Annotated in this window: 20 protein-coding genes and 1 pseudogene; 13 read left to right on the top strand and 8 right to left on the bottom strand. The window is 32.0% G+C overall.

What is annotated here, in order from left to right:
* Positions 1 to 2 precede the first annotated feature (2 nt).
* The 10 genes and pseudogenes from BMY33_RS18345 to BMY33_RS18310 all read left to right on the top strand — a co-directional run bounded on the left by BMY33_RS18345 (position 3) and on the right by BMY33_RS18310 (position 8,732).
* Positions 3 to 1,742, top strand: a complete 1,740-nt coding sequence (locus BMY33_RS18345) for a BT_3928 family protein (RefSeq protein ID WP_244543052.1) — start codon at positions 3 to 5, stop codon at positions 1,740 to 1,742.
* Between the two features lie 2 nt (positions 1,743 to 1,744).
* Positions 1,745 to 2,815: an ABC transporter permease gene (locus tag BMY33_RS18340; protein WP_091411258.1), complete on the top strand. Its 1,071-nt coding sequence runs from the start codon at positions 1,745 to 1,747 to the stop codon at positions 2,813 to 2,815.
* Positions 2,816 to 2,868: 53 nt separating this feature from the next.
* Positions 2,869 to 3,621: a triose-phosphate isomerase gene (gene tpiA / locus BMY33_RS18335; protein WP_091411255.1), complete on the top strand. Its 753-nt coding sequence runs from the start codon at positions 2,869 to 2,871 to the stop codon at positions 3,619 to 3,621.
* A gap of 94 nt (positions 3,622 to 3,715) precedes the next feature.
* Positions 3,716 to 4,555, top strand: a complete 840-nt coding sequence (gene prmA, locus BMY33_RS18330; protein WP_091411253.1) for a 50S ribosomal protein L11 methyltransferase — start codon at positions 3,716 to 3,718, stop codon at positions 4,553 to 4,555.
* 57 nt (positions 4,556 to 4,612) lie between these two features.
* Complete coding sequence (locus tag BMY33_RS18325) at positions 4,613 to 4,888, top strand: ATP-dependent Clp protease adaptor ClpS (RefSeq protein ID WP_027392496.1); 276 nt, start codon at positions 4,613 to 4,615, stop codon at positions 4,886 to 4,888.
* A 351-nt stretch (positions 4,889 to 5,239) separates the two neighbouring features.
* Positions 5,240 to 5,647 (top strand): M57 family metalloprotease, encoded by a 408-nt coding sequence (locus tag BMY33_RS23980; protein WP_342028441.1) that lies wholly within the window; start codon positions 5,240 to 5,242, stop codon positions 5,645 to 5,647.
* A gap of 14 nt (positions 5,648 to 5,661) precedes the next feature.
* A pseudogene (locus BMY33_RS23975) lies at positions 5,662 to 6,015 on the top strand (M57 family metalloprotease); the annotation flags it as partial.
* Positions 6,009 to 6,086, top strand: coding sequence for a M57 family metalloprotease (locus BMY33_RS24020; RefSeq protein ID WP_425284234.1), 78 nt, complete (start codon positions 6,009 to 6,011; stop codon positions 6,084 to 6,086). The pseudogene BMY33_RS23975 and the gene BMY33_RS24020, both read left to right, overlap by 7 nt.
* A gap of 562 nt (positions 6,087 to 6,648) precedes the next feature.
* The gene (locus BMY33_RS18315; RefSeq protein WP_091411251.1) at positions 6,649 to 7,494 is read left to right on the top strand and encodes a M57 family metalloprotease; all 846 of its coding nucleotides are present in this window, start codon (positions 6,649 to 6,651) and stop codon (positions 7,492 to 7,494) included.
* 365 nt (positions 7,495 to 7,859) lie between these two features.
* Positions 7,860 to 8,732, top strand: coding sequence for a M57 family metalloprotease (locus BMY33_RS18310; protein ID WP_091411249.1), 873 nt, complete (start codon positions 7,860 to 7,862; stop codon positions 8,730 to 8,732).
* An 82-nt stretch (positions 8,733 to 8,814) separates the two neighbouring features.
* Here the strand turns inward: BMY33_RS18310 and BMY33_RS18305 are convergent, their stop codons facing one another.
* The 3 genes from BMY33_RS18305 to BMY33_RS18295 form a co-directional block, all read right to left on the bottom strand.
* Positions 8,815 to 11,409 carry a TonB-dependent receptor domain-containing protein gene (locus tag BMY33_RS18305; RefSeq protein WP_091411247.1) on the bottom strand — a complete coding sequence of 865 codons (2,595 nt, stop codon included), beginning with the start codon at positions 11,407 to 11,409 and terminating at the stop codon, positions 8,815 to 8,817.
* Positions 11,410 to 12,321, bottom strand: a complete 912-nt coding sequence (locus BMY33_RS18300) for a FecR family protein (protein WP_091411245.1) — start codon at positions 12,319 to 12,321, stop codon at positions 11,410 to 11,412.
* Positions 12,322 to 12,392: 71 nt separating this feature from the next.
* A complete protein-coding gene (locus tag BMY33_RS18295; protein WP_091411243.1) occupies positions 12,393 to 12,902 on the bottom strand; it encodes an RNA polymerase sigma factor in 510 nt (169 codons plus the stop codon).
* A 321-nt stretch (positions 12,903 to 13,223) separates the two neighbouring features.
* Here BMY33_RS18295 and BMY33_RS18290 point away from each other — a divergent pair, with 321 nt between their 5' ends.
* On the top strand, positions 13,224 to 16,595 hold the full coding sequence (locus BMY33_RS18290) for a T9SS type A sorting domain-containing protein (RefSeq protein WP_091411241.1): 3,372 nt from the start codon (positions 13,224 to 13,226) through the stop codon (positions 16,593 to 16,595).
* Positions 16,596 to 16,842: 247 nt separating this feature from the next.
* On the opposite strand, the gene BMY33_RS18285 is transcribed toward BMY33_RS18290, so the two are convergent.
* Positions 16,843 to 17,568: an NUDIX hydrolase gene (locus BMY33_RS18285; protein ID WP_091411239.1), complete on the bottom strand. Its 726-nt coding sequence runs from the start codon at positions 17,566 to 17,568 to the stop codon at positions 16,843 to 16,845.
* 77 nt (positions 17,569 to 17,645) lie between these two features.
* Between BMY33_RS18285 and galK the strand changes: the two genes are divergently transcribed.
* Together galK and BMY33_RS18275 are read left to right on the top strand one after the other, a co-directional pair.
* Positions 17,646 to 18,797, top strand: a complete 1,152-nt coding sequence (gene galK / locus BMY33_RS18280) for a galactokinase (protein ID WP_091411595.1) — start codon at positions 17,646 to 17,648, stop codon at positions 18,795 to 18,797.
* A gap of 8 nt (positions 18,798 to 18,805) precedes the next feature.
* The gene (locus BMY33_RS18275) at positions 18,806 to 19,834 is read left to right on the top strand and encodes a UDP-glucose--hexose-1-phosphate uridylyltransferase (RefSeq protein ID WP_244543051.1); all 1,029 of its coding nucleotides are present in this window, start codon (positions 18,806 to 18,808) and stop codon (positions 19,832 to 19,834) included.
* A gap of 118 nt (positions 19,835 to 19,952) precedes the next feature.
* Here BMY33_RS18275 and BMY33_RS18270 read toward each other — a convergent pair whose 3' ends face one another.
* The 4 genes from BMY33_RS18270 to BMY33_RS18260 form a co-directional block, all read right to left on the bottom strand.
* Positions 19,953 to 22,253 carry an FdhF/YdeP family oxidoreductase gene (locus BMY33_RS18270; protein WP_091411235.1) on the bottom strand — a complete coding sequence of 767 codons (2,301 nt, stop codon included), beginning with the start codon at positions 22,251 to 22,253 and terminating at the stop codon, positions 19,953 to 19,955.
* A gap of 213 nt (positions 22,254 to 22,466) precedes the next feature.
* Positions 22,467 to 22,631 carry a hypothetical protein gene (locus BMY33_RS23580; protein ID WP_170837122.1) on the bottom strand — a complete coding sequence of 55 codons (165 nt, stop codon included), beginning with the start codon at positions 22,629 to 22,631 and terminating at the stop codon, positions 22,467 to 22,469.
* Positions 22,632 to 22,888: 257 nt separating this feature from the next.
* A complete protein-coding gene (locus tag BMY33_RS18265) occupies positions 22,889 to 24,235 on the bottom strand; it encodes a DUF3526 domain-containing protein (RefSeq protein WP_091411234.1) in 1,347 nt (448 codons plus the stop codon).
* A complete protein-coding gene (locus tag BMY33_RS18260; protein ID WP_091411232.1) occupies positions 24,232 to 25,683 on the bottom strand; it encodes an ABC transporter permease in 1,452 nt (483 codons plus the stop codon). The genes BMY33_RS18265 and BMY33_RS18260 overlap by 4 nt, the downstream gene beginning before the upstream one ends.
* Positions 25,684 to 25,687 lie beyond the last annotated feature (4 nt).

The following is a 25,687-nucleotide window of genomic DNA, read 5'->3' as shown; positions in this document are numbered from 1 at the left end:
TAATGATGAAAATACTTGTTGGTTTTTCCAGAATATTTGTAGCAGCTCTTTTTTTATTTTCAGGATTTATTAAGCTTAATGACCCATTGGGATTTTCCTATAAACTACAGGAATATTTTAGTGAAGGTGTTTTGAATATGGAATTTTTGATTCCATTTGCATTGCTTATGGCAGTATTTCTATGTGTTTTTGAAATAATTGTTGGAATTACATTGTTGTTGGGCTATCTGCCTAAATTTACTATATGGTCTTTATTAGGTATGATTGTCTTTTTTACATTTCTTACTTTTTATTCGGCATATTTTAATAAAGTTACCGATTGTGGGTGTTTTGGTGATGCATTGCCATTAACACCTTGGGAGTCTTTTACGAAGGATGTTATTTTATTAGTCTTTATTTTGATATTATTTTTCGGAAGAAAATACATAACACCTATTCTTCCAGAAACCTCCCATAAATGGATTGTGTTTGTAAGTTTCTCAATTTGCCTTGCATTTGCATATCAAGTGTTAATGCATTTGCCAACTTTTGATTTTAGAGCTTATAAAATTGGAACAAATATAGAAGAAGGGATGTCGGTGCCTGAAGGAGCGCCGGAAGCAGAGTTTAAATATTTTTGGAAGTTTGATGTGGATGGTAAAGAAGAGATTGTAACGACTAGTGGAGAATATCCTCAGGTAGATGGTAAATATATTGGTGTAGAAACCGAAATGATTAATGAAGGATATATACCACCGATTCATGATTTTGCTATAGAGAAAGGCGGTCGGGACTACACTTCTGAATTTTTGAATAAAGAAAATGTAGTTCTTATTGTGATGTATAATTTATCTAAAAGTGAAGGAGAAGGGATGAATACGCTCAAGGGTATTACAGATAAGGCTATGTCGCAAGGTTATGATGTAATAGGTCTTACTGCATCTTCTCCTCAAGAAGTTTCTCAGAAAAAAGAACAATACAATCTAAGTTTTGATTTTTATAGTACTGATGAAACTGCGCTTAAAACTATATTACGATCAAATCCAGGAATCGTAAAACTGAATAAAGGTACTATAACAGAAAAGTTACACTGGAATGATGTAGATAAATTAATTTTAGATAAAGTAGAACCGTCTAAACCTTTAATTAATGAGCAATTAAAATCTCAATTAGATAGTGTTGCTAAGCTAGATCAAAAATTCAGAAAATTAATGCAAGCTCAGACTATAGAAGAGAGAGATAGTATTGCTAAGTTAGTAGGAGCTACAGAAAAAGAAGCAACTACCGATTTATGGTTGCAACAAAGTGCAATAGATTCTTCGAATACAGTATTTATTGAACAGGTTTTTAAGAAGTATGGATATCCTGGTAAAAGCTTAGTGGGAGAACCAGCTAATAAAACTGCTTGGTTTGTGATTCAGCATTCTAATAAAATAAATGAATACCTTCCATTGATTAAGAAGGCGGGAGAAGATGATGAAATTCCTTTTAGGTTAGTGGCTATGATGGAAGATAGACATCTAATGAGTATAGGTAAAGAACAAGTATATGGTACTCAGGGAATGACATTGAACCATAATACAAATGCACCGATAAAGATTATATGGCCTATAAAAGATGTCGAAAATGTTAATCAACGGCGAGAAAATGCTGGATATGATACTACAGTAGAAGAGTATGCTAAAAGATTATATGGAGATACTTTTGAATACAAAGCCTATACATTAGAAGAAGTTGAAAAGCTCAAAGAAAAGGCGAATTAGTAATGATTAAGTACTTCTATAAATTTGGGTATGCATTACTTACTTTATTAGGAGTAATTACTGTTATATTTCTATTATTTACAATTCTTCCTGGAGATCCAGCTCAAATGATGATGGGACAGAATGAAAATAAGGAGCAGTTAGATATTATCAAGAAAAAATATGGTTTTGATCTCCCTCTAAGTACTCAGTATAGATATTATCTAAATGATCTTTCACCAATTTCTTTTCACAGTACGAAGGAAGTTGATTTTTCGTTTTTTGATAGTAATAAGTATACTGGAGTTTCATTGTTTACTATTGGTAACGTAAAAACAGTGTTTAAATATCCTTATTTAAGAGAGTCTTTTCAGAAAAATGGTAAAAAAGTAAGTCAAGTTATTAAAGAAACATTGCCTAATACTGCAGTACTAGCTATATCTGCTATTTTGATCGCTATATTTTTAGGGATTTCTATGGGTATTATCAGTGCTTTGATGAAGGACCAATGGGCAGATCGGTTAATTCAACTAGTAAGCACTATTGGGATGAGTGTTCCGTCTTTTTTTAGTGCAATTATTTTCGCTTGGTTGTTTGGTTATGTTTTGCATGAATATACCAATCTGAATATGACTGGAAGTTTATATGAGGTAGATGATTTTGGAGAAGGAACTTATATCCAGTGGAAAAACTTAATATTGCCTGCGATTGTTTTGGGAGTAAGACCATTAGCAGTGGTTACTCAATTAATGAGGAATTCTCTATTGGAAGTAATGAGTCAAGATTATATACGTACAGCTAAAGCAAAGGGCTTATCATTATTTCAGGTAATTAAGCGACATGCCTTGAAAAATGCGCTAAATCCTGTCGTAACAGCTATTTCTGGATGGTTTGCCTCTATGTTGGCAGGAGCTGTTTTTGTAGAATATATTTTTGGATGGAATGGGTTAGGTAAAGAGATTGTAGATGCATTGAATACATCAGATCTTCCTATTATTATGGGGGCGGTTATAGTAATTTCTTCTGTGTTTATCTTAATCAATATATTTGTAGATGTTATTTATAGATGGCTAGACCCTAGGATAAGAGTTTAGTGATTTTCTTTAAAATGTAACCAAGTAAAAACCACACACATAAATTAAAATTAATGAGAACAAAAATTGTAGCAGGAAACTGGAAAATGAATAAAAATCTTGCCGAGACAGGAGTTTTACTTTCAGAACTAAAAACAAAATTTAAGGAGTCGTCAGAAGCTAAAATAATTGTAGCTCCGACATTTACAAATCTCTATTATGCTTTTGAAGAACTTAGAGATGTTGATATTGACGTAGCTGCTCAAAATATGCATCAATCTGAAAGTGGAGCATTTACAGGAGAGATTTCTGTAGATATGCTAAAGAGTGTTGGTGTAAATGTAGTGATATTAGGACATAGTGAACGTAGAGCTTATTTTGGAGAAACAGACGAATTGTTAGAAGAAAAAGTAAATACAGCATTAAAACATGACATGACTGTTATTTTTTGTTTTGGTGAAGAATTAGAAGATAGAAAAAGTGGTAATCACTTTAATGTAGTAGAAAGTCAATTAAAAAATGCATTATTTAAATTAGATAATAAAGCTTGGGATAATATTGTCTTGGCATATGAACCAGTTTGGGCAATAGGAACAGGAGAGACAGCAAGTCCAGAACAAGCTCAAGAAATGCATGCATTTATACGTAAAACTATTGGAGATGCATTTAATACGGAGGTTTCAGAACAAGTTTCTATTCTTTATGGAGGAAGTGTAAAACCTACTAATGCTAAAGAGATTTTTGCGAAACCAGATGTTGATGGAGGATTGATTGGAGGAGCTGCTTTAGATCCGGAAAGTTTTGCAGCAATAGCAAATTCATTTTAAATATTTTTTTTAAACAGAATAAGAGGTATTCGTAATAACGAATATCTTTTTTTGTTGGTCAAAAGGTTAACTTTGTGTTCTAATTTAATTAAAGATGACAACACCTATATATATAGGATATTATTTTAATATTGTGCCGCTGAAACCAGCTACAGAGATTTTGATAGCAGAATTAGGATATGTCGGTTTTGAAAGCTTTGTAGAAACTGAAAATGGAGTAGAAGCTTTTATCCAAAAAGAAGAGTGGAATGAGGATATGTTAAAAGATATTTATATTCTAAACTCGGATGAGTTCGAAATAACGTATTCGACTAAGGAGATAGAGCAAGTGAATTGGAATAAAGAATGGGAAAAAAATTTCACTCCTATTATTGTAGATAATACTTGCGGTGTTAGAGCTCCTTTTCATGAAAAACCAGAGTTACTTTATGATATCGTAATAGAACCAAAAATGTCTTTTGGTACTGGTCATCACGAAACTACTCATATGATGATTCAGCACTTGCTTCAACAAAATTTGCGAAATAAAAAAGTCTTGGATATGGGATGTGGAACAGGAGTTTTAGCTATTTTATCTGAAATGAAAGGAGCACAACCTATTGATGCAATTGATATTGATAATTGGTGCTTTTTAAATACAATAGAAAATGTAGAACGTAATAAGTGTAGGCATATTACTGCTTATGAGGGAGATGCATCATTGTTGATCGACAAGAGGTATGATGTGGTAATTGCTAATATCAATAGAAATATATTATTAAATGATATTCCTACCTATGTAAAAACCTTAAATACTGGAGGAGTTCTTTTATTAAGTGGTTTTTATAAAGAAGATTTAGGGTTAATTACTAAAGAATGTAGAGATAATAATCTTGAATTTTTGGAGTTTTTTGAGAGAAATAATTGGATAGCAGCTGGTTACAGGTTAAAATAATGTGATAGACGATAATTTATTATATTCGAAATAGTATATTTGTATAAAATTAATGAGATGAGCACTCAAGAAAAGGTTTTAGAGGAAGTTTTAGAAAAAACAGTAGAACAAAATAATAATGAAATTGTTTTATATAACGACGATGTAAATACTTTTGATCATGTTATTGAAACATTAATATATACTTGTGAACATACACCAGTTCAAGCAGAACAATGTGCAATGCTAGTGCATTATAAAGGTAAATGTACTGTGAAAACAGGAGTTTACGAAGAATTGGTACCTAGATGTTCTAAATTACTTCAAGCGGGTTTAAGCGCTGAAATTGTATGAAAATAAAATATATGTAGGAATAATCGCTTAATAAAAATATTTATTGAGCGATTTTTTTTGTAAAAAAAATTAATTTATGATTTTAACGTAATAATTGTAAAGCTTTTTGAGATTTTTGTAATTGTGTTATACGTCGAGAAAAACATTTTTATTATTAAATATTAGGTGTTTAAATCATTTCGCGAGAGATAATTCAAGGGATTAACTTTTTTGACAAAAAAATATGATATCTCTGGATTGGAAAAAATTGTAAACCCCAAAACTTTCTTATTGATTTTTAAGCTAGCGTAGTTCGTTGGTTTTGAATGTACTTTCCCAAAATAGTTTATAGAAACTCAACACATTTTTACAATGAAAACAATTAAACTTTTAGCATTTTGTGCTATAGTAGTTGGTCTTGTTACATCTTGTCAGAAAGAAGACCTTACAAATGAAGTTGAAACTCCAAACAAAGAAGTTTCTAAAGAAGTAAAATTGCAATTGGAAGCAATTGGTGTAAATCCTACTGATGCAATTATACAAACAAGAACATTTATTGATGCTTCTGAAGTTACAGGTGTTAGATCTGGAGATTATTTTTCTACCATAGAAAATTTGATGAAAACTCCAGTATTAGGAACTACAAAAGGTGATACTAAGCAGTATAGAACAAATAATTTGGTTACAGGTTCTAGCAAGACAATAGACGTTATTGGGTATACTGGAAATGAGGTTTTGGTCTCAATAGTAAAGAAAGAACTGGTTTACAATGGGCTGTAAACAATTATAATAGATTAAACTTGTCTGTTAGCTTTAGATTGACTTTTGGCACGGATTACCAATCAAAGTATGTGGTTGTATATCATGATCCTAATGAAGAAGCAGCTGGAGAGTAAGGAGGAGTAGCAGGGTTTCCTGATGCGCAAGGTAGGCCTATTTTTGGGATAGCTATTTACGGGTTAGGAGGATATTCTAATAATGTAAATGAGCATGTAATAACTCATGAAATAGGTCACTCAATAGGTTTTCGTCATACTGATTGGTTTAGTCGTCAAAGCTGTGGGCGATCTGGAGAAAGTGCAGGTTCCATAGTGCAATTCATATCCCAGGAACACCTACAGGTTATGGTTCTACGTCTATTATGTTAGCTTGCTTTAGTACTAGTGCTACAGGCGAATTTAACGGAAACGATATAACAGCATTAAACTATCTTTATTAGAAGATAGCTATTATAATTATTTGTACATAGATAATAAAGCCCAACTTTTTGTTGGGTTTTATTGTTATTGATGATTTCTTAAAGTTGTTTGTGATTTAAAATTTTAAATACTTTTTTCGAAAAAACATGCTTCAAAATGAGGATTAATATTTTTTTAACACTTTTTAGTTAAAAATTTATGAATTGTAGGAAAAGTATTATATTTCTTATAAAAATATAGTTACTTAGGATTTCTTTAACATCTCCCTTGTTGCCATAATTTTTTGCTTAGCAGCAACAATGGATGTGGATTTTGGTGATGCATTTAATCGGTTTTATCGTGTAATTTGAGGATATGATTTTGTTAATGATTACGTTGCTTTATTAAATTTAATATATGTATTTACCTTATTATTAGAGGATTGTTTAAATATTTAACTGATATTTCAAAAAAATTATCATATCTTCAACCCGCTTAAAATTTAAAAAGGTTCAAAGCTTTATTAAATTAAATGCAATCAAAATAGATTCTGTTGAAGATTTATTTTGTTAATAGTAACTACACAAACTCAACTTTTTAAAAATGAAGAAAATCAAAGTATTAGCGCTTTGCGCTATCGCGGCCGGTGTAATCACATCTTGCCAAAAAGACGAAATCACAAATGACGCACAACCTGAAACTGCAGCGCTGACAAAAGCACATGCAGATGCACTTGTTGATGCGGGGATTAGTAAAGATGATGCTGAATATTATACAATGGAAGGACTTCCTGGAGATGCAGCTGTACAAGGTGTTAAATCTGGAGATATTTTTGTTTCATTATCGGAATTAACTTCTGGTGTTCATAAATTAGGTGTTGCTGATGATGGAGTTAACAAGCAATATAGAACAAACAATCTTGTAACTGGATCAAACCGTAGCTTTAGAGTTGTTGGATATACAGGATCTTGTTGTGCATTAACAAGTAAAATGAGAACTGCATTACAATGGGCTGTTAATAATTATAACAGATTAAATACTTCTCTTAACTTATCACTTGTTTTCCAAAGTAATTTCAATAACAACGATATGGTTGTTTACAACAACGGAGCTTCTGGTGGAGGTGGATCTGCAGGATTCCCTTCTGGTGGTCAAGCTTTTAAAAGAGTACAAATTAACGCAGGTACTGATTCTTTTAGTACAAATGTTGTAGAGCACGTAATGACTCACGAAATTGGTCACTCTGTAGGATTCCGTCACCAAGACTGGAGATCTCGTCAGAGTTGTGGACAAAATCAAAATGAAGGTACTGCTGGAGTAGGAGCAATCTTAATTAATGGTACACCGAGTTCTGATAGAGCGGATTCTATTATGTTAGCTTGTTTTGGTTCTGGTGAAGACGGAGAATTTACAAGTACAGACGTTACCGCTTTAAATGCTTTATACTAAAACTAAGTATAAGTAATAGAATAAAAATATAAAAGCTTTGAATCTTTTTATAAAACCATCTTGATTAAATTTCGAGATGGTTTTTTTATGAACGATATTGTAAATAAGATTGTTATAGATCTGTTTTATGAATTATGGGATTGATATTTTTGTGTCTTTTTAAGGTTTTTTAATGAATTTATTTTACGGTTTTCCCATATTCGCAATAAATTATTCAAGGTTTTTGTTGTTTCGTTGAAATAAATGTATATCTTTCCATCTGCAAAATTTTTCAAAAAGTTCAAAGCTTTCACAAAAATATTTGCGTACAGAATAGGTTTTAAAACGGATCTATTCTGTAATAATACACAAACTCAACGATTTAAATGAAAAAATTAAAATTTTTAGCGCTTTGCGCTATGGCTGCAGGTGTCGTTACATCTTGCCAAAAAGACGAAATCACCAACGATGAACAACCAGTTTCATTAGAATTAAGTAAAGATTTACAGGATAAAATATGGGCTGCGGGAGTTAATCCTGGTAATGCTACAATTGAGAATGTTACTCTTCTTAATGGAATTGAAGAGCAATATCTAGTTTCTGGAGATATTATGATGAAACTTGCTGAAATTGAAAAAGGAAGTTATGATTTAGGAGTAGCTGAAGATGGACTTACTAAGCAATACAGAACGAATAATTTAGTTTCTTCTTCTAACAGAACCATCGATATTTTAGGGTTTACAGGATCTGGTAATGCATTAACAAGTAATATGCAGACAGGTTTACAGTGGGCTGTTAATAACTATAACAGAATTAGTACTACTTTAAACTTTAGATTAACTTTTGGAACCAACTTCCAAGCTGCTGATATGGTTGTATATAACAACAACGGTAGTGGAGCTGGTGGTCAAGCGGAATTTCCTGAAGGAGGAAGACCAGGAAAGTTTATCCAAATCTTAAATGGAACAGGAACTTTCGGTGGAAGTAATGTGAATAATGTAAATGAGCACGTAATTGGACATGAAATAGGTCATGCACTTGGTTTCAGGCATACTGATTATGCTCGTAGAAGATGTGATAATAGTAATGAAGGAACTGCTGGTAGTATTGGAGCGATTAATATCCCTGGTACACCTACTGCAAACCAGTGGGGTCAGAGCGGTTTAGATTCAGGTTCATTAATGATCTCTTGTTTTGACGGTAGTGAAGATGGAGAATTTAGTAACTTTGATATCGTAGCTTTAGAATTTCTATATTAATAATAAATAAATTATAGTGTAAAGCTTTGAACTTTTTATTAAGCCATTCCAAACTTTTTGTTTGGGGTGGCTTTTTTTTGGTTTAAAAATCTACCCTAAAAGATATATTAGGAGTAATCCCAGCAGAAAAAGTATTTACTTCTTGTAGTAAGTAGGTGCTATTATCAAATCTAATACTATATGTTCGATTTAGAGTGTTTTCCCTGTCATAAAGGTTAAATAGTGAGAAACCAATCTTACTACGCCAAGTATCGCTTTTTGATAAGTTAAATTTATAAGAAGCAGAAAAGTCTAAACGATGATAAGTGTCCAGTCGGTCACTATTGACTTCTCCGTAGTCAATAAGAATAAATTCTTCGGTTTCTGTAATGCCTAGTGCAGGAGTATAAGGTCGCCCTGTTCTTACAGTCCATCCCAGCGAGAATTCGAAGTTATTCCATTGATAACTATGTATCCAGGATAAATAGTGACTAATATCAAAGTTACCCGGAAAATATTGTCGATCATTTACGTTTTCAAATTTAAAATCCTGGTCTGTGTATGAATATCCAATCCAAGTTCTATAATCTTTTATTCTTTTTTTAATTAATAGGTCAATTCCAAAAACTTTACTTTCTCCTGTTTCTAAGTCTAAGACACCATTAAAACCATTAGCAAATGAGGTGAGTCCGCTTGTTGATTTATGATACCCTTCAATATCAATATACCAGTTGTTTTTATTAATAGTAAATCCACCAGATATTTGATCACTACTAAGCATTGATACGAATTCCGAATCTGCTAACAACCATATTTGATTATCTAGATTAAAATCGTTAGGTAGATAATTAGATATCTGACTAATTACTTGGTTTTTTCTTTCGGCGGATAATTTTGTTATGATATTTTTGGATAGATTGACTTCTAAATTTACCCTAGGTTCCCAATATGTTTTATCAAGGACGGAGAAATAGTTCCCTCTAATTCCTGCACTTATTTTAAGTTTTTCATTAGTGTTAAATTTATATTCTCCAAATACTGCATGAGTGATATTGCTGTTACTTTCGTTGAAAGAAACATTGTTAGCTGAATAATCAGCTTTGTATGTTACATCGTTAGTTGAAAAATCATAACCAGAAGAGAAGCTATGTTTAGGGTTTATTGTTAGATTGGTGTGAATAGAAACACCAGCATCTCTAATTGTGTTTTCTTCTATGATATTGTTGTCAAAAAATAAGAACCCATCACTACTTGCTCTAGATTCTCTTAATCCATTATAATTAAAATCGTAATTTGAAAAATAAATGTTAGCAGAGTGCGAAAAATAACGATTCCACTTTTTGTCCCACCTTATGTTGGCTCCTTGATTAATGAATTCTAAATTGTCTTTTTGGTTTTCATCAAATGGTTCGCTAAATCCCTGAATGTTCTTAATATTAAGTGTGTAATTAAGATCGTTATTGGTGAAAATTGAACTTACTATTAGCTTGTCGTCTTTTGATAAATCTAGAATAGCCTTTATCGTTAGGTCTGTAAAATAAAATACATTTTCATTTTCTACAGTTTCTTGATCTAATTTTTGATTATCTACAAAAAATCTAATGCTTTGAAAAGCACGATCAGAATAACTACGAAAAGTTGATGTTTTAATAAAATCAGTAAATGCTCTTCTCGCTGATATAACTACTCCAAAGCCTTCATCAATAGGGGCTTCTAGATAGGCATCTACATTTGTCATATTAAAACCGACACCAAAACCTAAATCTTCTGGAATTTCATTTTTGGACTCTATATCTACAACTCCAGAAATTCTATTCCCATATTTAGCTTCAGTACTGCTTCTGAAAAGTTTGATGTTCTCTGTTATATATGGGTTGAAAATAGACAATAAATCAAAAAAATGTCCTGAACTATACATTTTTATACCATCCCACAAGATTAAGTTGTGGTCAGGTGTACCACCTCTTATGTGCAACCCAGAGGCGGTTTCGGTTGGACTTTGAATTCCAGGAAGAAACTGAAGCGTTTGTAGTACATCTGGTTCTACTAATCTGGGGAGAATGCCTAGTTTGCTTGGATCTATATTTACTGCACTGCTTGCTCCTTGTCTTGATATACCAGATGTAACATATTCTGTGATTACTACTTCGCCTAATTCGAAATCATCTTCCGATAGAAATATTTTATTACAAGAATTATTTTCTAATTCTTTGGCGAGAAATTGTCTGTTTTTGTACCCTAGAAATTGAATGTTTATAGTGTCATTTGGTTCTGATAGATATAATTGGAAAAAACCATTACTATCCGATGTTGTAGATTTAGATTGCTTTTTGTTATTTATAAAAGCTTCAGATAAAGGTTTTTTGGTTAAGTTATCTAGTAAGTATCCGCAAATTGTGACCTTTCCTTTTTGCTTTTTTTTTCTTATCACATAATATCTGTTATTAATTTTTTCGAAAAGAACAGAAGTCTGAGATTGTACTGCTTGAAGTACATTCTCTAGTGATGTGATTTCAGAAATATTAATTATTTCATCTTTAACAATTTCAGGATTGAAGGAGAATTTAATTTCATAGGATTCTTCCAATACTTTTAAAAACTCTTCAAGTGAGATATTTTCATACCTTTTGTTAACTGTATTTTGAGAAAAACAGTTGATATAAATAAGTATAAAAAAAGAGAAAAAAAAAGATTTCATTTATTCTTTAACGAGAACTATGTGGTTTTCGTTGTTAAAAGTATATGAAATTTCCATAGGAACAAAGATTGTTTTTAAAGCTAGTTTAATATCAGTGTGATTATAACTACCTGTAAAACGCATATTTTGATCAATATTTTTCTTATCGAAGGTAAGATTGAATTGATTTTCTAAAGAATGTATAACTTGTTTTAATGGAGTGTTGGTAAATGTTGTTTCTCCAGAAATCCAACCAGGTTCAGCTGTTTCGGTCTCCCAATTTTCAACGATGTTGTTAGCTATTCTAAAAGCCTTTCCTTTAGTCAGGATAGCTTCATTAGAAGCATAATTATCCATAGCTTTTACTTTGCCTTCTACACATGTTACTTCAAAAAAATCTTTTTGGGTGTTTACATTAAATTGAGTTCCTAGTACTTTTACCCTTCCTGATTCGGTTTCTACAACGAAATCAGACCCTTTTTTTACCTTGAAAAAAGCTTCTCCTACTAGTTTTACTTTTCTATCGTTATTCCAATTTGACTTTTTGAATTTTAATTCTGATTTTGAATTTAAAACTACTTCAGACCCATCTAAAAGTTTAAATGAGATTTGCTCTCCATAGTCTGTTGAGTAAGATGTAGAGTTATCAAAGAAAAAGAAAAACCCTATAAGTACAAGTAGCGTAGCTGCGATACCATAAGTCCACTTTGGAATGAAAGTTCTTACTTTGGACTTTTCTTGTATTTCACTTCTTATAATATTAAAAACTTTCTTTTTGTTGTAGTCAGGAGATTCTAATTTTTCTATTTTATTAAGAATAGTTATATATTTTTGATAATCATCAGATTTTTCAAATTCCGTTCTTTCCCTATCATTTAGGTCGTTATTTAACCACCTTGCCAAAAATGTTTCGTCTGAATATGGATTTTTCATTAATTTTTTCTTCTACTTCGTTTATGCTTCCTTATTAATAACAGGCTTATACTATATTACCCTACATGTGATTACAAAATATCTCCTAATTTTTGCCTTAAGCTTAATAAGGCATAATGTATTCGCTTTTCTATTGCCTTAACAGAAACCCCGGTAATTTCTGCAATCTCCTTATAAGATTTTTTGTCAATTCGTGATAATAAAAATGTTTCTCGTTGTTTTTCAGGAAGGCTGTCAATTGCATTATTTAGTTTAGACATAAATTCTTTTTCTTCAATAATAAATTGAGGATCCTGATTGTTAAGGTCTGAATGGGGTCTTTGTTCGTATCTTAATACCACCTTTTTATGAGCAATATGATTTAGTAAATTATTATTTGCTACTGTGTACAGATAAGATTTAGCCTTGTAAAAAACTACTTTTTTACAATTGTTCCATAATTTTATGAATGCATCTTGTATGATATCTTCTGCTAGATCAATATCTCCGCATTTATAATAAATAAGATTCCGCAGTGATTCAGAACAATCGTCAAAGATTGATTCAAAATTTTTCTCATCACAAACAGATTTCTTTTCCATATATTTTTCGAAGATATTTATTTTACTGAGATATCAAAAAAACAACACTCATTTTTCGTTTATTTAATTAGGTTAAATATTAAATGTTTAGCCAGATGTGATATTACTTAATATCTTAACTAAAAAAAGTAAATCTTGTTATAATATTGATTGACTTTATCTTCATAAAAGATTAGATTTTTTTTGTCAATTTAAATTAAGCTATTTCAGGATTGTAATCCAAATTTGTGTAGTAATGAATGCAAACATAAAAATTGTTTGTAAAAGTAGGGTTTTTGTCTTTTTACTTGTTTATTTTAAAATAAACCTATTACTCAACTAATGAAAAAAAATATTACTCTTTTAATCGCACTCGTTTTTTTCTCTTATGGATACTCACAGTTTAATTCTGATGCACCTTGGATGAAAAACCTTAATGCAACGAAAAAATCCTCTGAATTAAATGAACCTTTAAAGTTTCAGGAGATTGTTGAAGCATTTAATCAATATTGGAAAGATAAAGATCACACTAAAAAAGGTTCGGGATACAAACCATTTAAACGTTGGGAGAATTACTGGAAACATTTAGTTAAAAATGATGGTGCTTTGCCAACACCTGAAGAAATGTTGGAAGTTTTTAACCAAAAACAAGAACTAAAAAGTAGTAGAGCAGATGTCAGTAATTGGCAATCATTAGGGCCATATATTCATACCAATACAGGTTCTTGGTCATCAGGACAAGGGCGTGTAAATGTTATTGCAGTTGATCCAAATAGTCCAACAACATATTATATTGGAGCTCCAGCTGGAGGAATATGGAAATCTACCGATTCTGGAGCAACTTGGAGTCCTTTATCTGATAATTTATTACAGATAGGAGTCTCGGCAATAGCAATTGATCCTAGAGATTCAAATATTATTTATATAGGAACTGGTGATGATGATGCTGGTGATACATATAGTTTAGGAGTTCTTAAGTCAATCGATGGAGGGCAGACTTGGGATTCAACGGGTCTTTCTTTTTCTGATACTAGGTCATCAATTAACGAGATATATATAGATCCGATTGATAATGATAAGATATTCGTGTCTTCCAATAAAGGATTCTATAAATCAACGGATAATGGTGTTTCTTTTACAAGAACACTTAATCAAGATTTAGATGATGTGAAATTAAAACCTGGGAATTCTAATATCATTTATGCAGCCACGAGAAATCAGGTGTATAAATCCAGTAATAACGGTGACTCTTTTATATTAGCTTCAAGTGGATTGCCTTCTACTGGAGGAAGGATTGTGTTAGCTGTAACCTCGGATGCTTCTGATAATTTGTACGTGTTAAGTGCAGATACTAATTTTGCTTTCCAAGGGATATACAGATCTCAGGATTCTGCGGATAGCTTTACTCGACTTGATGATGGTACAGAAGATTTATTTGGGGGATCCACTCAGGCATGGTATGATTTGGCTTTTGAGGTTTCTGATGGTGATAGAAATGATATCTATGTAGGAGTACTGGATGTTTATAAATCTACTGATGAAGGAGCTAGCTTTTCTCAATGGAATAGTTGGAGTGCTCCAGGCACAGCCACTTATACCCACGCAGATATTCATATGATCAGAGATATTAACGGTATTATATTTTTTGGGACAGATGGAGGTATATATAGATCTACTAACGGTACTTCTACAGAAGATTTAACTGAGGGTCTTGCAATTGGTCAATTTTATCGAATTGCTGTTTCTCCACAAACTTCTAGTAATATGGTAGGAGGTTTACAAGATAACGGAGGATATGCATACAGTGATAATAATTGGAAAAATTATTATGGTGCGGATGGAATGGACACTGCTATTGATCCTAATAATCCTAATAAGTATTACGGATTTATTCAAAATGGGGGAGGTTTATACTTTTCTAATGATGCGGGAGCAACGTTAGGAGGTTCTATAGGTGCTCCAGCTTCAGAGAGTGGAAACTGGATAACTCCGCTGAAAATGAGTAAAGAAGGTGAGTTATATGCTGGTTACGTGAGCTTGTATAGATTAGAAAGCGGTAGTTTCAATAAAATTTCTCAACCTTTTTCATCTTCTCTTGATGGAATAGAAATAGATCCGTTAAATACCGATATCATTTATACGTTTGTTGGAGGGCAACTTTATAAAAGTGAAGATCGTGGTGTTAATTTTACGAATGTAGAAACATTCACTAGTAGTTTTATTACCAGTGTTGCTGTAAATAGTACAAATAATGATATTATATATTTAACAACTTCAAATGGTGTATACAAATCTATGAATGGAGGAGTTGATTTTGAGAATATCTCTTTCAATCTTCCTGGCGATGCCAAATTGGTTGTAAAACATCAAGCTTTTCATCCTGATAATCCAATTTATTTAGGAACAAGTTTAGGAGTTTACAGGTTAGATGATACTTCTAATACATGGGAGACATTTTTGATTAACCTTCCAAATGTTGCAGTAAGAGATATAGAAATTAATGAGAATGATGGCAACATTACAGCCGCTACCTACGGAAGAGGAGTATGGCGTTCTGATATTCCTGTTGTTTCTGTGGCTAGTGATCTACAATTAGAATCTGTTCGAGTAGATAATAATAGTCAAATTGTATGTAGTAGTGTTTCTCCAAAAGTTATAGTTAAAAATAATGGTACGGATGCAGTAACTTCTTTTAATATTGAATTTGTTGTAGATAATGGAAGCCCTGTAAGTCAATCTTGGACAGGAAATTTAGATTCGGGAGGTACAACAGAAGTAGAGTTTCCAGAAACGAATATTACTGGTTTAGGGGAGCATAATCTTAGTTTTGAGGTTTTATTATCGGGAGATGCGTTCGAAGTAAATAATGTCGGTTCTCTAGCTATTAGTAAGAATAATAGTGATACAGTAGGTGTTAACGAGTTTGAATCAAATAATGATAACCTATTAACTCTAGGGACATTATGGGAACGAGGAGTTCCATCTGGTACTTTGCTTAATAACGCAGCATCAGGTCAAAATGTGTATGGTACTAATTTAGCAGGTAATTACACGGATAGTTCAATTAGTTACTTGATTTCTAATTGTTATGATTTAAGTATAATTGAATCCCCGATGTTAAAATTTAATATGGCATTTGATATAGAATTAGACTGGGATTTCATTAATGTAGAATATTCTCTTAATGGAGGAGAAAGTTGGGTTATTCTGGGTTCTGCAAGTGATTCTAATTGGTATAATAGTAATACTTTACCAAATAATGTGAATTGTAATAATTGTCCAGGTGCACAGTGGACAGGTACAGATAGTACGATGAAAGAGTATAGTTATGATTTGTCTAATTTTACAAATGAAGAAAGTTTTATCTTTAGGTTTAATTTTGTGTCTGATCAAGCTGTAAACAAAGAAGGAGTGATAATTGATGATCTTAGTATTGAAGGTAATCTTCTTAGTGTTGACGAATTTGAAAATGCCCCAGTACTTAGTTTATTTCCAAACCCTTCAAGCGATATATTTAATATCCAATGGAGAAACGCTAATAACGTATCATATACAGTTACTGATTTAGCAGGAAAATTAATTGCTTCCAGAAAAGATGTTAATTCTTCTGAAAATACCGCACAAATTAATTTGTCCAATTTTGCTAAAGGGATGTATTTCTTGAATGTAAATTTAAATGGTGTAGAAGAAACAATGAAACTTATTAAAAACTAAAAAATACACACACTAACGTTTTAGAAAATAGAATTTCTAAATATTGTTACGACATTTTACAAAGACTACTAGGTGATATTATCTAGTAGTCTTTTTGATTGTAAAAATGATATATACTTCTAATCATTATAATATAGGTTAGGGAGTATTCAGTATATTATTGAATGTTTTGTGAATTGTAGTAGTAGTTTTCGTCAAAGAATAAATTGTGGAATTCTTTTTGTCTGAATCTAATATCTTTAATTTATTAAATATTGTTTTTTAATATAGGGAAGTCAAAACCAATCGATTTAAATTTTTTATATTTTTCTGGATCAAACTGATATAAAAATGCACCTTTTTTAGAGGAGGTTTTATCTTTCTTCTTTGTGTTTGTTAATAATTCTAAGGATAATATCTTTTTTCTGAAATTACGAGCATCTAGTTTCTTTTGAAAAATTTCTTCATACAATAATTGTATCTGTGGTAAAGTAAAACTCTTAGGAAGTAGTTCAAATCCTAGAGGGAAAAATTTAGCTTTATTACGTAATCGCTCCAGCGCATCTGCAACCATAGTATCGTGATCTAATGCTAGATTCGGTAGTTCATTTAATGGAAACCAGAATGCTCCATGCTTTTCAACTAAATCTTTATTATGTTTATCTATTGGGATTAAAGCGTATTGGGCTATAGAAATGCATCGAGCTCCTGGATCGCGGTTTATGTTAGAATATGTTTTCAGTTCTTCGGTAAAAATTTGTTCTAAACCTGTAATATCTTTTAAAATTCTATTAGCTGCTTCGCCTGAGTTTTCATCGAATCTAACAAAACTACCAATTAAGGACCAAGACCCTTTTAAAGGTTCAATTTCTCTCTTAAAAACTAAAAGTTTTAAGACTCCATTGTCAAAACCAAAAATGATACAGTCGATTGCTACAAACATTTTTTCTTTATTCTGATACCATCGATTCTGTTGATTTTTAGCAAAATCCATAAAAATATTTTTGATAAATATAATAAATGTAAAAAATACGTTTATTATATTTGTTACTTGAAATTTACATCGCTATTATGGACAAAGAAAACAATTTTAATCCTGAGATCATAGTTGCCTCTCCAGGAAGGATAAACTTCATTGGCGGACATACTGACTATAACAACGGATTTGTGCTTCCTGCGGCAATTGATAAAAAAATAAAACTTGAACTTAGAAAGAATGGAACAGTAAATATTTGTAATGTTCATAGTCAGAATTATAATAAGTTTTTAACTGTTGATCTCAATGAAATCAAACCTAGTAGAGAAGGTTGGGAGAATTATATTTTAGGGGTTTTAAAACAACTATTACATCGATCGGATCGTGTTAAGGGATTTGATTGTGTTATAAGTAGTGAACTGGCTATAGGTTCAGGATTAAGTTCTTCTGCTGCTTTAGAATGTGGATTGGCGTATGGAATTAATGAATTATTTGATCTTGACTTATCTAGATTAGAAATAGCAAAGTTAAGTAGGGATGCTGAACATGAATACGTAGGAACTAAATGCGGGATTATGGATCAATATGCTTCTGTTTTCGGAGAGAAAAATAAGGTTTTGTTTTTAGATTGTCTCTCTTTAGAATATAGATTGATTCCTATGGAACTAACTGATTATAAAGTATTAATTATCAATACCAATGTGGAACACAACCTTTCTACGAGTAATTATAATACCAGAAGGGAGCAATGTGAAGAAGGAGTGAAAATTGTTAGCAAAAAATACAACTCAGTTTCGTCTTTAAGAGGTGTAACTTTAAAAATGTTAGACGAGGTTAAAGAACTTATGTCTCCTATTATATTTCAAAGATGCCTCTATGTTATAGAGGAAAATGAACGAGTACAAAGAGCAGCAGAATATCTAAAAAATCATGATCTTAAAAAATTTGGACAATTACTATACCAGTGTCACGAAGGATTAAGATCGCAATATGAGGTTAGTTGTGATGAATTGGATTTTTTGGTTGATTTTTCAAAAGACAAAGAATTTATTATTGGTTCTAGAATGATGGGCGGGGGTTTTGGTGGGTGTACAGTGAATATTATACATAAGGATTTTATAGATAATTATATCCCAGAAATAACTAAGGCTTATGAAGACAGTTTTAATATAAAATTAGATGCTTTTCAAGTTAAACCTAGTAAGGGAACAAGCCATCAAGTACATGCAATTCAAACAAAAAAATAAAAGAAGTGATGAATAATAATCCGCATAGAAGGTATAATGTATTGACAGGAGATTGGGTACTAGTATCTCCGCATAGGACTAAAAGACCATGGCAAGGAAAACAAGAAACTGCCATTGTGAAAAAAGTAGACTCTTATGATGAAACTTGCTATTTATGTCCAACTAATATAAGGATGAGTGGTGATAAAAATCCAAATTACAAAGATCCTTTTTCTTTTGTAAATGACTTTTCTGCATTATTGTCCAATACTCCGGATGAAAATTATACAAACGGTCTTTTGCAAGGGAGTTCTGAAAGAGGTGTTTGTAAAGTTGTTTGCTTTTCACCTGATCATTCATTGACATTACCTTTAATGAAAGAGGAAAATATTCAAAAGGTAATTAGATTATGGAAAAAAGAGTATGTAGAGTTGGGGAAATTACCATACATTAATCATGTCCAGATATTCGAAAATAAAGGTGACGTAATGGGATGTAGTAATCCTCACCCGCATGGTCAGATATGGGCTCAGGAATCAATTCCATTAGAAACTTCAAAAAAGACAAAACAACAGGCTGAATATTGGGGTAAGAATCAGAAGAGTTTATTGTTTTCTTATCTAGAGCAAGAACTGGAGATGAAAGAAAGAGTAATTTCAGAAAATGAATATTTTGTCTCTTTAGTTCCTTATTGGGCAGTGTGGCCTTATGAAACATTAGTGTTGCCTAAAAGGCACGTACAAAGCTTAGATCAATTAACCGAAGAAGAGATTGTATCTTTTGCAAATATGATCAAAGACTTAACGACTAGATATGATAATTTATTTAATGTAAGTTTTCCATATTCAGCTGGTATTCATCAATCTCCTACTGACCAGAAAGACCATTCTGAGTGGCATCTTCATATGTCATTTTATCCACCATTATTGAGATCAGCAACTGTAAAGAAATTTATGGTAGGATATGAAATGTTTGCAGATCCGCAACGTGATATAACTGCAGAACAAGCAGCAGAAACCCTAAGGTCTTTGTCAACTAAACATTTCAGTAGTAATTAGTATTGAAGTATTTTTTAGAAGACTCATAAAGAATATTTCTTACATACTTCTGTCTAAAAGTAAAAGTGTTTTATAATTAGGTTATTTTGTGAAGACTAAAATAATTTAAATGTGATTATTAGGTTGGTTTCTTCAGTATTTTTATGACAACAGATTTACTAATAGGAGTGTTACTTTTATCCGCGTAATGGTTATAAGGAACTAAGATATTAGTCTCCGGAAAATAAGTAGCAATATTTCCTTCTGGGATATTGTAAGAAATTATTTTAAAATTCTCTGCTTTCCTTGTAGTGCCGTCATATGTGCTGGTAAGATCAACAATTTCTAATGGAGTAAATCCAAATTCTATTATGTCATCTGGATTCATAAGTACCACTCTTCGTTCATTAAATATACCTCGGTAACGATCATTCATTCCGTAGATGGTAGTATTAAACTGATCATGAGATCGTATAGTCATCATTAAAAATTCATCTTTTTGTAGATGATGGGTGGGTAGGGAGCAATTGCTAAACTGAGCTTTTCCATTAGGTAATTTGCTGAAATCTAATTTGCGAACATTGTTCGGGAGATAAAAACCAGATCCTTTTGATTTTTCTTCCAATCCCTTGAAGTCATTAATTACTTCTTGTAGCTTTGCTCTAATAGATGTATAATCTGTACTTAAATTCAACCAATCAACTGGATGGTTTCCTTTAAAATATGAATTAGCAATATTTCCAATAATTTCAGGTTCACTCCGAAGGTTTTCTGAAGCTGGTTTTAGCATTCCTTTTGATCTATGTACTTTACCCATACTATTTTCGACAGTAAAAAATCGTGACTTTCCATTTTTAGTGTCAAATTCGGATCTACCTAAGGTTGGTAATATTAATGATGTTTTACCAGCTGTTGTATGTGTACGATTTAATTTAGTACTTACCTGTACCGTTAATTCACAATTTTGTAAAGCATCAGCAGCATATTGCGTGTCGGATACAGCAGATACAAAATTACCTCCTAATGCAAAAAACACCTTGGCTTTCCCTTCATGCATAGCTTTTATGGAGTGTACAGTATCCAAACCTTCTTTAGTTGGAGGAGTAAAACCAAAAACTTTTTCTACTGCAGTATTAAATGCTATAGATGCGTGATGTACAATGCCAACAGATCGATCTCCTTGTACATTACTGTGTCCTCTAACCGGGCATGTTCCAGCTCCAGGTTTTCCTAGGCTTCCTTTTAGTAATAATAAGTTTACACATTCTTTAATGTTTTCTACTCCATTTTTATGTTGTGTGAGCCCCATGGCCCAACAAATAATGATTTTTTGCTTATTTGCTAATAGGTTTACTGCTTCATCTATTAATGAAGATGAAACTCCAGATTGTTTAATCAGTTCATTTTCATCAAAATCTTGCAGGTGTTCTAAAAATGATTCATATCCTTGAGTGTATGTTTGAATAAAATCATGATCAAAGATATCTTTTCGTTGTTGATCTAGCGCAGAAAGCTTTATTAAGATTGCTTTCAGCAATGCAACATCTTGATTAATTTTTACCTGTAGATGAATATCAGTTAGCGCTTCACCACCCGCAATTACACCTTTCATCTCCTGAGGATTTTTAAACCTTATAAGTCCTGCCTCTGCAAGTGGATTTATACTTATAATTTTTCCACCCTGTTCTTTACATTTTTGTAATGCCGATAGCATACGAGGATGATTCGTGCCTGGATTTTGACCCAGTACCATAATAACTTCTGCTTTTTCAAAATCATCTAAAGTAACAGACCCTTTGCCAATTCCTAGAGTTTCTTTTAGGGCAACACCACTGGATTCATGACACATATTAGAACAATCTGGCATATTGTTGGTGCCAAAAGCTCTTATAAAAAGTCCGTATAAAAAAGCAGCTTCATTACTGGATCTACCAGAAGTATAAAATACAGCTTCATTAGGGTCTTCTAACTGATGTAATTGATCTGCAATTAATCCATAAGCATTATTCCAACTTATGGGTTGATAATGGATGCTATTTGGGTATAAAACCATTGGTTCCGTAATGCGTCCACTTTTTCCAATTTGATAATCTGTCCATTCTGAAATTTCTTCTACAGAATGTTTTGAAAAAAAAGCAGCATCTACTTTTTTATTGGTAGCTTCTTCTGCTAGTGCTTTTGCACCATTTTCGCAATATTCCGCTATCTTAGAAGGTTTATCTGGATCTGGCCAGGCGCAACCTGGACAGTCAAAGCCTTCTTTTTGATTCATTTGAGCAAGCCCAGTTAAAGATTTTACTACTCCCATTTCTTTAAAAGCATGCTTTAGCGCTACTGTAACTGCTTTGGTTCCTGCGGCATATGTTGAAGGTTCCTTTAGTATTAACTTAGAAAACGCTGTTGATCCTGTTGCAGAAATTTTTCTTTTGGAAGTACTCATCTATAGTAAAGAAGGGATTAATAAAATTTAATATACAATTATTGATGTAATAAATGCAATAGTTATTAAAAATAAAAAGCCTGCTTGAAAATGCAGACTTTTTATTTATGCCCCCAAGCATTCGGAATTTAAACTTTTCAATTAACAAATTACTTGAAATTGAAAAATTGAATCTTATGAACATCTAATTGTATAAAATGAAATCAATTTTAACTATTTGGATATAGTTAAAAGTTCACACCCACGATCTTTGGAGGGACCACATTCAGTGTGATAATAAGTGGCAATCCTATGTCCACCAGAAATTTGCTTAAATTGAAGATTAGAAATAATCTTTTTGTTTAGTTTTAGCTGTTTTAGTTTTCTATTTTTTTTCATCCTAATTAATAGTTTAAAGAATTATTTAGTTCCCCGTAAAACTAATTGGAATAAAGATTGAAATAGTAATACCCCATAAACTTTTACTAGTAAATAATGAAATCAATTAGAATTTTATATAAAACTTGAAGTTATGCGGAGCATCGCTATATTAAGAATAGAAAATAGGAGAACACCACGAAGTAGAATGATCTGATATACTACCCGTACTTTTCGCTTTAACAAAGATGAATGTTGGCCTCATAATTAAATAAATCTCACAAACGTTTTACTTTCGGAATAGAAAACAATAGCATACATATTGAGGCTATAATTAGGGGTAATATGCCTTTAAAAGGTTGTAAATTGGTATTCGTTTCATAATATTCTGGAGTAAATTGATTCCAATCAATTGTATTAGCTTGTTGTTGTTCGAATATTTTCGGATAAAAAAACAATCTTAGTTTTTCATGAAATTTATCAGTAGCTTCTAAATAATCCATTTGTTGACTCATACTAGTTCCTGCCAATTGATTAAAAATGAGCTGTAAGTGCATGTTGGGAAGTATAGATGCGACTTGCCTACTAGTTTGTTCCCGTAACTTTATCTTTTCACTAAGTGCTTCCCGTTGTTTTTTAGAATCATCATCTCCCATTTGCTGCATGGCATAATACCATAACCAATTGAAGCCATCTGTAGGATACCCATATTTTTTGAATTGCGGGTAATGATTATAGAACTTCTCTATGGTGGCTAATTTGTCAGTATCCCATTTAGTATGATATCCATCTCGTTGTGCTATGGCTGAACTTAATGCTTCAGGAACAGGGTATTTAGACGATACATATGCATTTATTCCAGCAGGTAAAAGAATAATTAAAACTAACCAAACGGATAAAAGTAATAATGCATTGAAACCAGAGGATTTCTTGAAAGTAATGATGAAAAAGGTTAAAGTAAACCAGAATAGAACGTAAAGCATAGATAATCCCAACATCCAGAAAAAGTTAATGTTTAAAGGTAGGTTGAGAAGTAGTTTTGCAATAAAAAAAAGAAATATTAGTATTCCATATAATAGTATTAACCGAATCAAAAGTTTGTAAATAATGAATCTTAACTTAGACTTTGCCTGAATGGCTACAAGTCGCCAAGTACCCGTTTCTGTTTCTTCGGAAAGTACATTGAAAGTCAATACAATAACTAATAAAGGAAATAGATAAATGATAACAAAAGAAAGGTCTAGGTTACCAGATTGCAAATTCATTGGATTGACTAAATCAGTATCATATTTTTGCGCCTCAAAGGTCTTAATTGTAATTCGCTTTACAGTTGGGTTTACATCTGTCTGCCCTACGGATAATCCTGCTAACGGATTCATAGTATTTATGTAAGCAAATTTTGCATAATATAATAACAAGCCTAAGTCTTCATTATGTAGTTCCGTTTGTCGATCAAGATGTAGTTCTTGATACGTATTTACTTCTGAAATTGCTTCTTGTCGTCTTTCAAGGTGTTTATTTCCAATAATAATTCCAACGACTCCCAATAGCATAATCAGGAGTAAACTTATCCAAACCTCTTTTGAGCGAATACATTGTTGTAAAAATAATTTAAATGTTGTCATATTGCTTTTGCTTTTTTAGAGGTGAATTGCAATAACCAAAAAGTACCTAGTATCCATAATAATATTGAAATCAATGCTGGAAATGCTTCTTTGATGGATTTAGAAAATGAGACCGATTTATGGTTAAAATCTTGAAATTCTTCCCAATGTTCTTGACCAACAACGTGGGTTTTTCCTTCGGAACCACTCGCTTTCTTTGGGCTGATGTATTCCATTTGCAGTTCATTCATGGTTTGTGCTAATTCATAACGATATGTGTCCGCTTGGTTCTGAAAATCTATATAGGATGAAAAATCTGTTCCCGCCATTGTCATCGATAACTGTTTAATAGCCGTAAAAGGATTGATGAAAGATGAAAATCGAGTTACATCATTTTGACTTTTATAGATATTTATCAATTTCGAGTGATGTTTTCTATATAGAGAAGATGTAATTTTTTCTCCTTCTCGCATCACAAAACCTGAATAGTTAAAAGGCAAATCAGTTACCTTACTTACATTATGAGCCGTTAATACAGAGTCTTTTAAGTTGTTGTAGTGAGGGTCATCAGGATTATGACTGTCTCCTTTTTGAATTACTTCTTTTTCAATGCCTGATTGAAAAGCTAATTTACTAGGAGTAGGGAACCAGTAATTACCAATAGCTTGAGTAGTTTTTGGTAAAAGAACTACTAATAATAGCCAAACACCTAATAATCGTAATAGTGCATTTTTTGAACTTTTACTACTTGCCGAAATTATAATAGTCAAACACGATATAATAAATAGAAATGCTAAATAACTCCAGCCTATTAATAATAGGCGCAGCCATTGAAAATTGTTTGCTGATTGGTCATTGAATATTATAAGTGCTATAATTACGACCAAAAAAATAGGGATAAGAAAAAGCATAGAAATAGCGAAAAGCCCTATTGATTTGCCAAAGAGTATCTCTTTCCAACTGGCGCCTTGGGATAAGAGTATTTTTAAGGTTCCATTTTGTCTATCTGCTGCAATACTAGAAAAACCAACAAAAAATAGAATTAAAGGTAATACTAACTGCAGCAATAGCGATAAGCTTAATTCTCCAAATCTTAGCATTCCCGTAGAAAATGTAGCCTCAGAAAAGTTGACACTATTCTGGCGATGTGCTTCTAAAAAAACGGTATTACCAGTAAAACTTTCTAATCCGTGATCAAATATTCCTAAAGATGGATTTATTCGAAATGCAAAAGTCCCAAAATGAGCCATTCGGTGTGGATGTTTATCAGGATTTGCTTCCCAGCTTTGCCTAGCTTTGGTTTGATGTTCTTGTCGAATATTATTTTGAGTGGTATGATTTTTTATACTACTAACAGCCGCATAAGCCGTTAGTAGTATAAAGACTAAGTATAATAGATAAAAAGTTTTTGGTTTTGTTGTATTGTTCCAAAAGTTCAATGCGAATAATCTAACGTTAGTCCATTTCATTTGT

This window comes from Aquimarina amphilecti (assembly GCF_900109375.1).
Classification (GTDB): Bacteria; Bacteroidota; Bacteroidia; order Flavobacteriales; family Flavobacteriaceae; genus Aquimarina; species Aquimarina amphilecti.
This window is presented reverse-complemented; position numbering and strand designations above follow the sequence as displayed.

What these genes read in the sequence shown, in the direction of transcription:
- BMY33_RS23580 (WP_170837122.1), bottom strand. Translation starts at nt 22,631, where the DNA reads ATGAAAAAAAATAGAAAACTAAAACAGCTAAAACTAAACAAAAAGATT.
- BMY33_RS18340 (WP_091411258.1), top strand. Translation starts at nt 1,745, where the DNA reads ATGATTAAGTACTTCTATAAATTTGGGTATGCATTACTTACTTTATTA.
- BMY33_RS24020 (WP_425284234.1), top strand. Translation starts at nt 6,009, where the DNA reads ATGTTAGCTTGCTTTAGTACTAGTGCTACAGGCGAATTTAACGGAAAC.
- BMY33_RS18345 (WP_244543052.1), top strand. Translation starts at nt 3, where the DNA reads ATGATGAAAATACTTGTTGGTTTTTCCAGAATATTTGTAGCAGCTCTT.
- BMY33_RS18300 (WP_091411245.1), bottom strand. Translation starts at nt 12,321, where the DNA reads ATGAAAAATCCATATTCAGACGAAACATTTTTGGCAAGGTGGTTAAAT.
- prmA (WP_091411253.1), top strand. Translation starts at nt 3,716, where the DNA reads ATGACAACACCTATATATATAGGATATTATTTTAATATTGTGCCGCTG.
- galK (WP_091411595.1), top strand. Translation starts at nt 17,646, where the DNA reads ATGGACAAAGAAAACAATTTTAATCCTGAGATCATAGTTGCCTCTCCA.
- BMY33_RS18295 (WP_091411243.1), bottom strand. Translation starts at nt 12,902, where the DNA reads ATGGAAAAGAAATCTGTTTGTGATGAGAAAAATTTTGAATCAATCTTT.
- BMY33_RS18270 (WP_091411235.1), bottom strand. Translation starts at nt 22,253, where the DNA reads ATGAGTACTTCCAAAAGAAAAATTTCTGCAACAGGATCAACAGCGTTT.
- BMY33_RS18315 (WP_091411251.1), top strand. Translation starts at nt 6,649, where the DNA reads ATGAAGAAAATCAAAGTATTAGCGCTTTGCGCTATCGCGGCCGGTGTA.
- BMY33_RS23980 (WP_342028441.1), top strand. Translation starts at nt 5,240, where the DNA reads ATGAAAACAATTAAACTTTTAGCATTTTGTGCTATAGTAGTTGGTCTT.
- tpiA (WP_091411255.1), top strand. Translation starts at nt 2,869, where the DNA reads ATGAGAACAAAAATTGTAGCAGGAAACTGGAAAATGAATAAAAATCTT.
- BMY33_RS18325 (WP_027392496.1), top strand. Translation starts at nt 4,613, where the DNA reads ATGAGCACTCAAGAAAAGGTTTTAGAGGAAGTTTTAGAAAAAACAGTA.
- BMY33_RS18305 (WP_091411247.1), bottom strand. Translation starts at nt 11,409, where the DNA reads ATGAAATCTTTTTTTTTCTCTTTTTTTATACTTATTTATATCAACTGT.
- BMY33_RS18285 (WP_091411239.1), bottom strand. Translation starts at nt 17,568, where the DNA reads ATGGATTTTGCTAAAAATCAACAGAATCGATGGTATCAGAATAAAGAA.
- BMY33_RS18275 (WP_244543051.1), top strand. Translation starts at nt 18,806, where the DNA reads ATGAATAATAATCCGCATAGAAGGTATAATGTATTGACAGGAGATTGG.
- BMY33_RS18290 (WP_091411241.1), top strand. Translation starts at nt 13,224, where the DNA reads ATGAAAAAAAATATTACTCTTTTAATCGCACTCGTTTTTTTCTCTTAT.
- BMY33_RS18310 (WP_091411249.1), top strand. Translation starts at nt 7,860, where the DNA reads ATGAAAAAATTAAAATTTTTAGCGCTTTGCGCTATGGCTGCAGGTGTC.
- BMY33_RS18260 (WP_091411232.1), bottom strand. Translation starts at nt 25,683, where the DNA reads ATGAAATGGACTAACGTTAGATTATTCGCATTGAACTTTTGGAACAAT.
- BMY33_RS18265 (WP_091411234.1), bottom strand. Translation starts at nt 24,235, where the DNA reads ATGACAACATTTAAATTATTTTTACAACAATGTATTCGCTCAAAAGAG.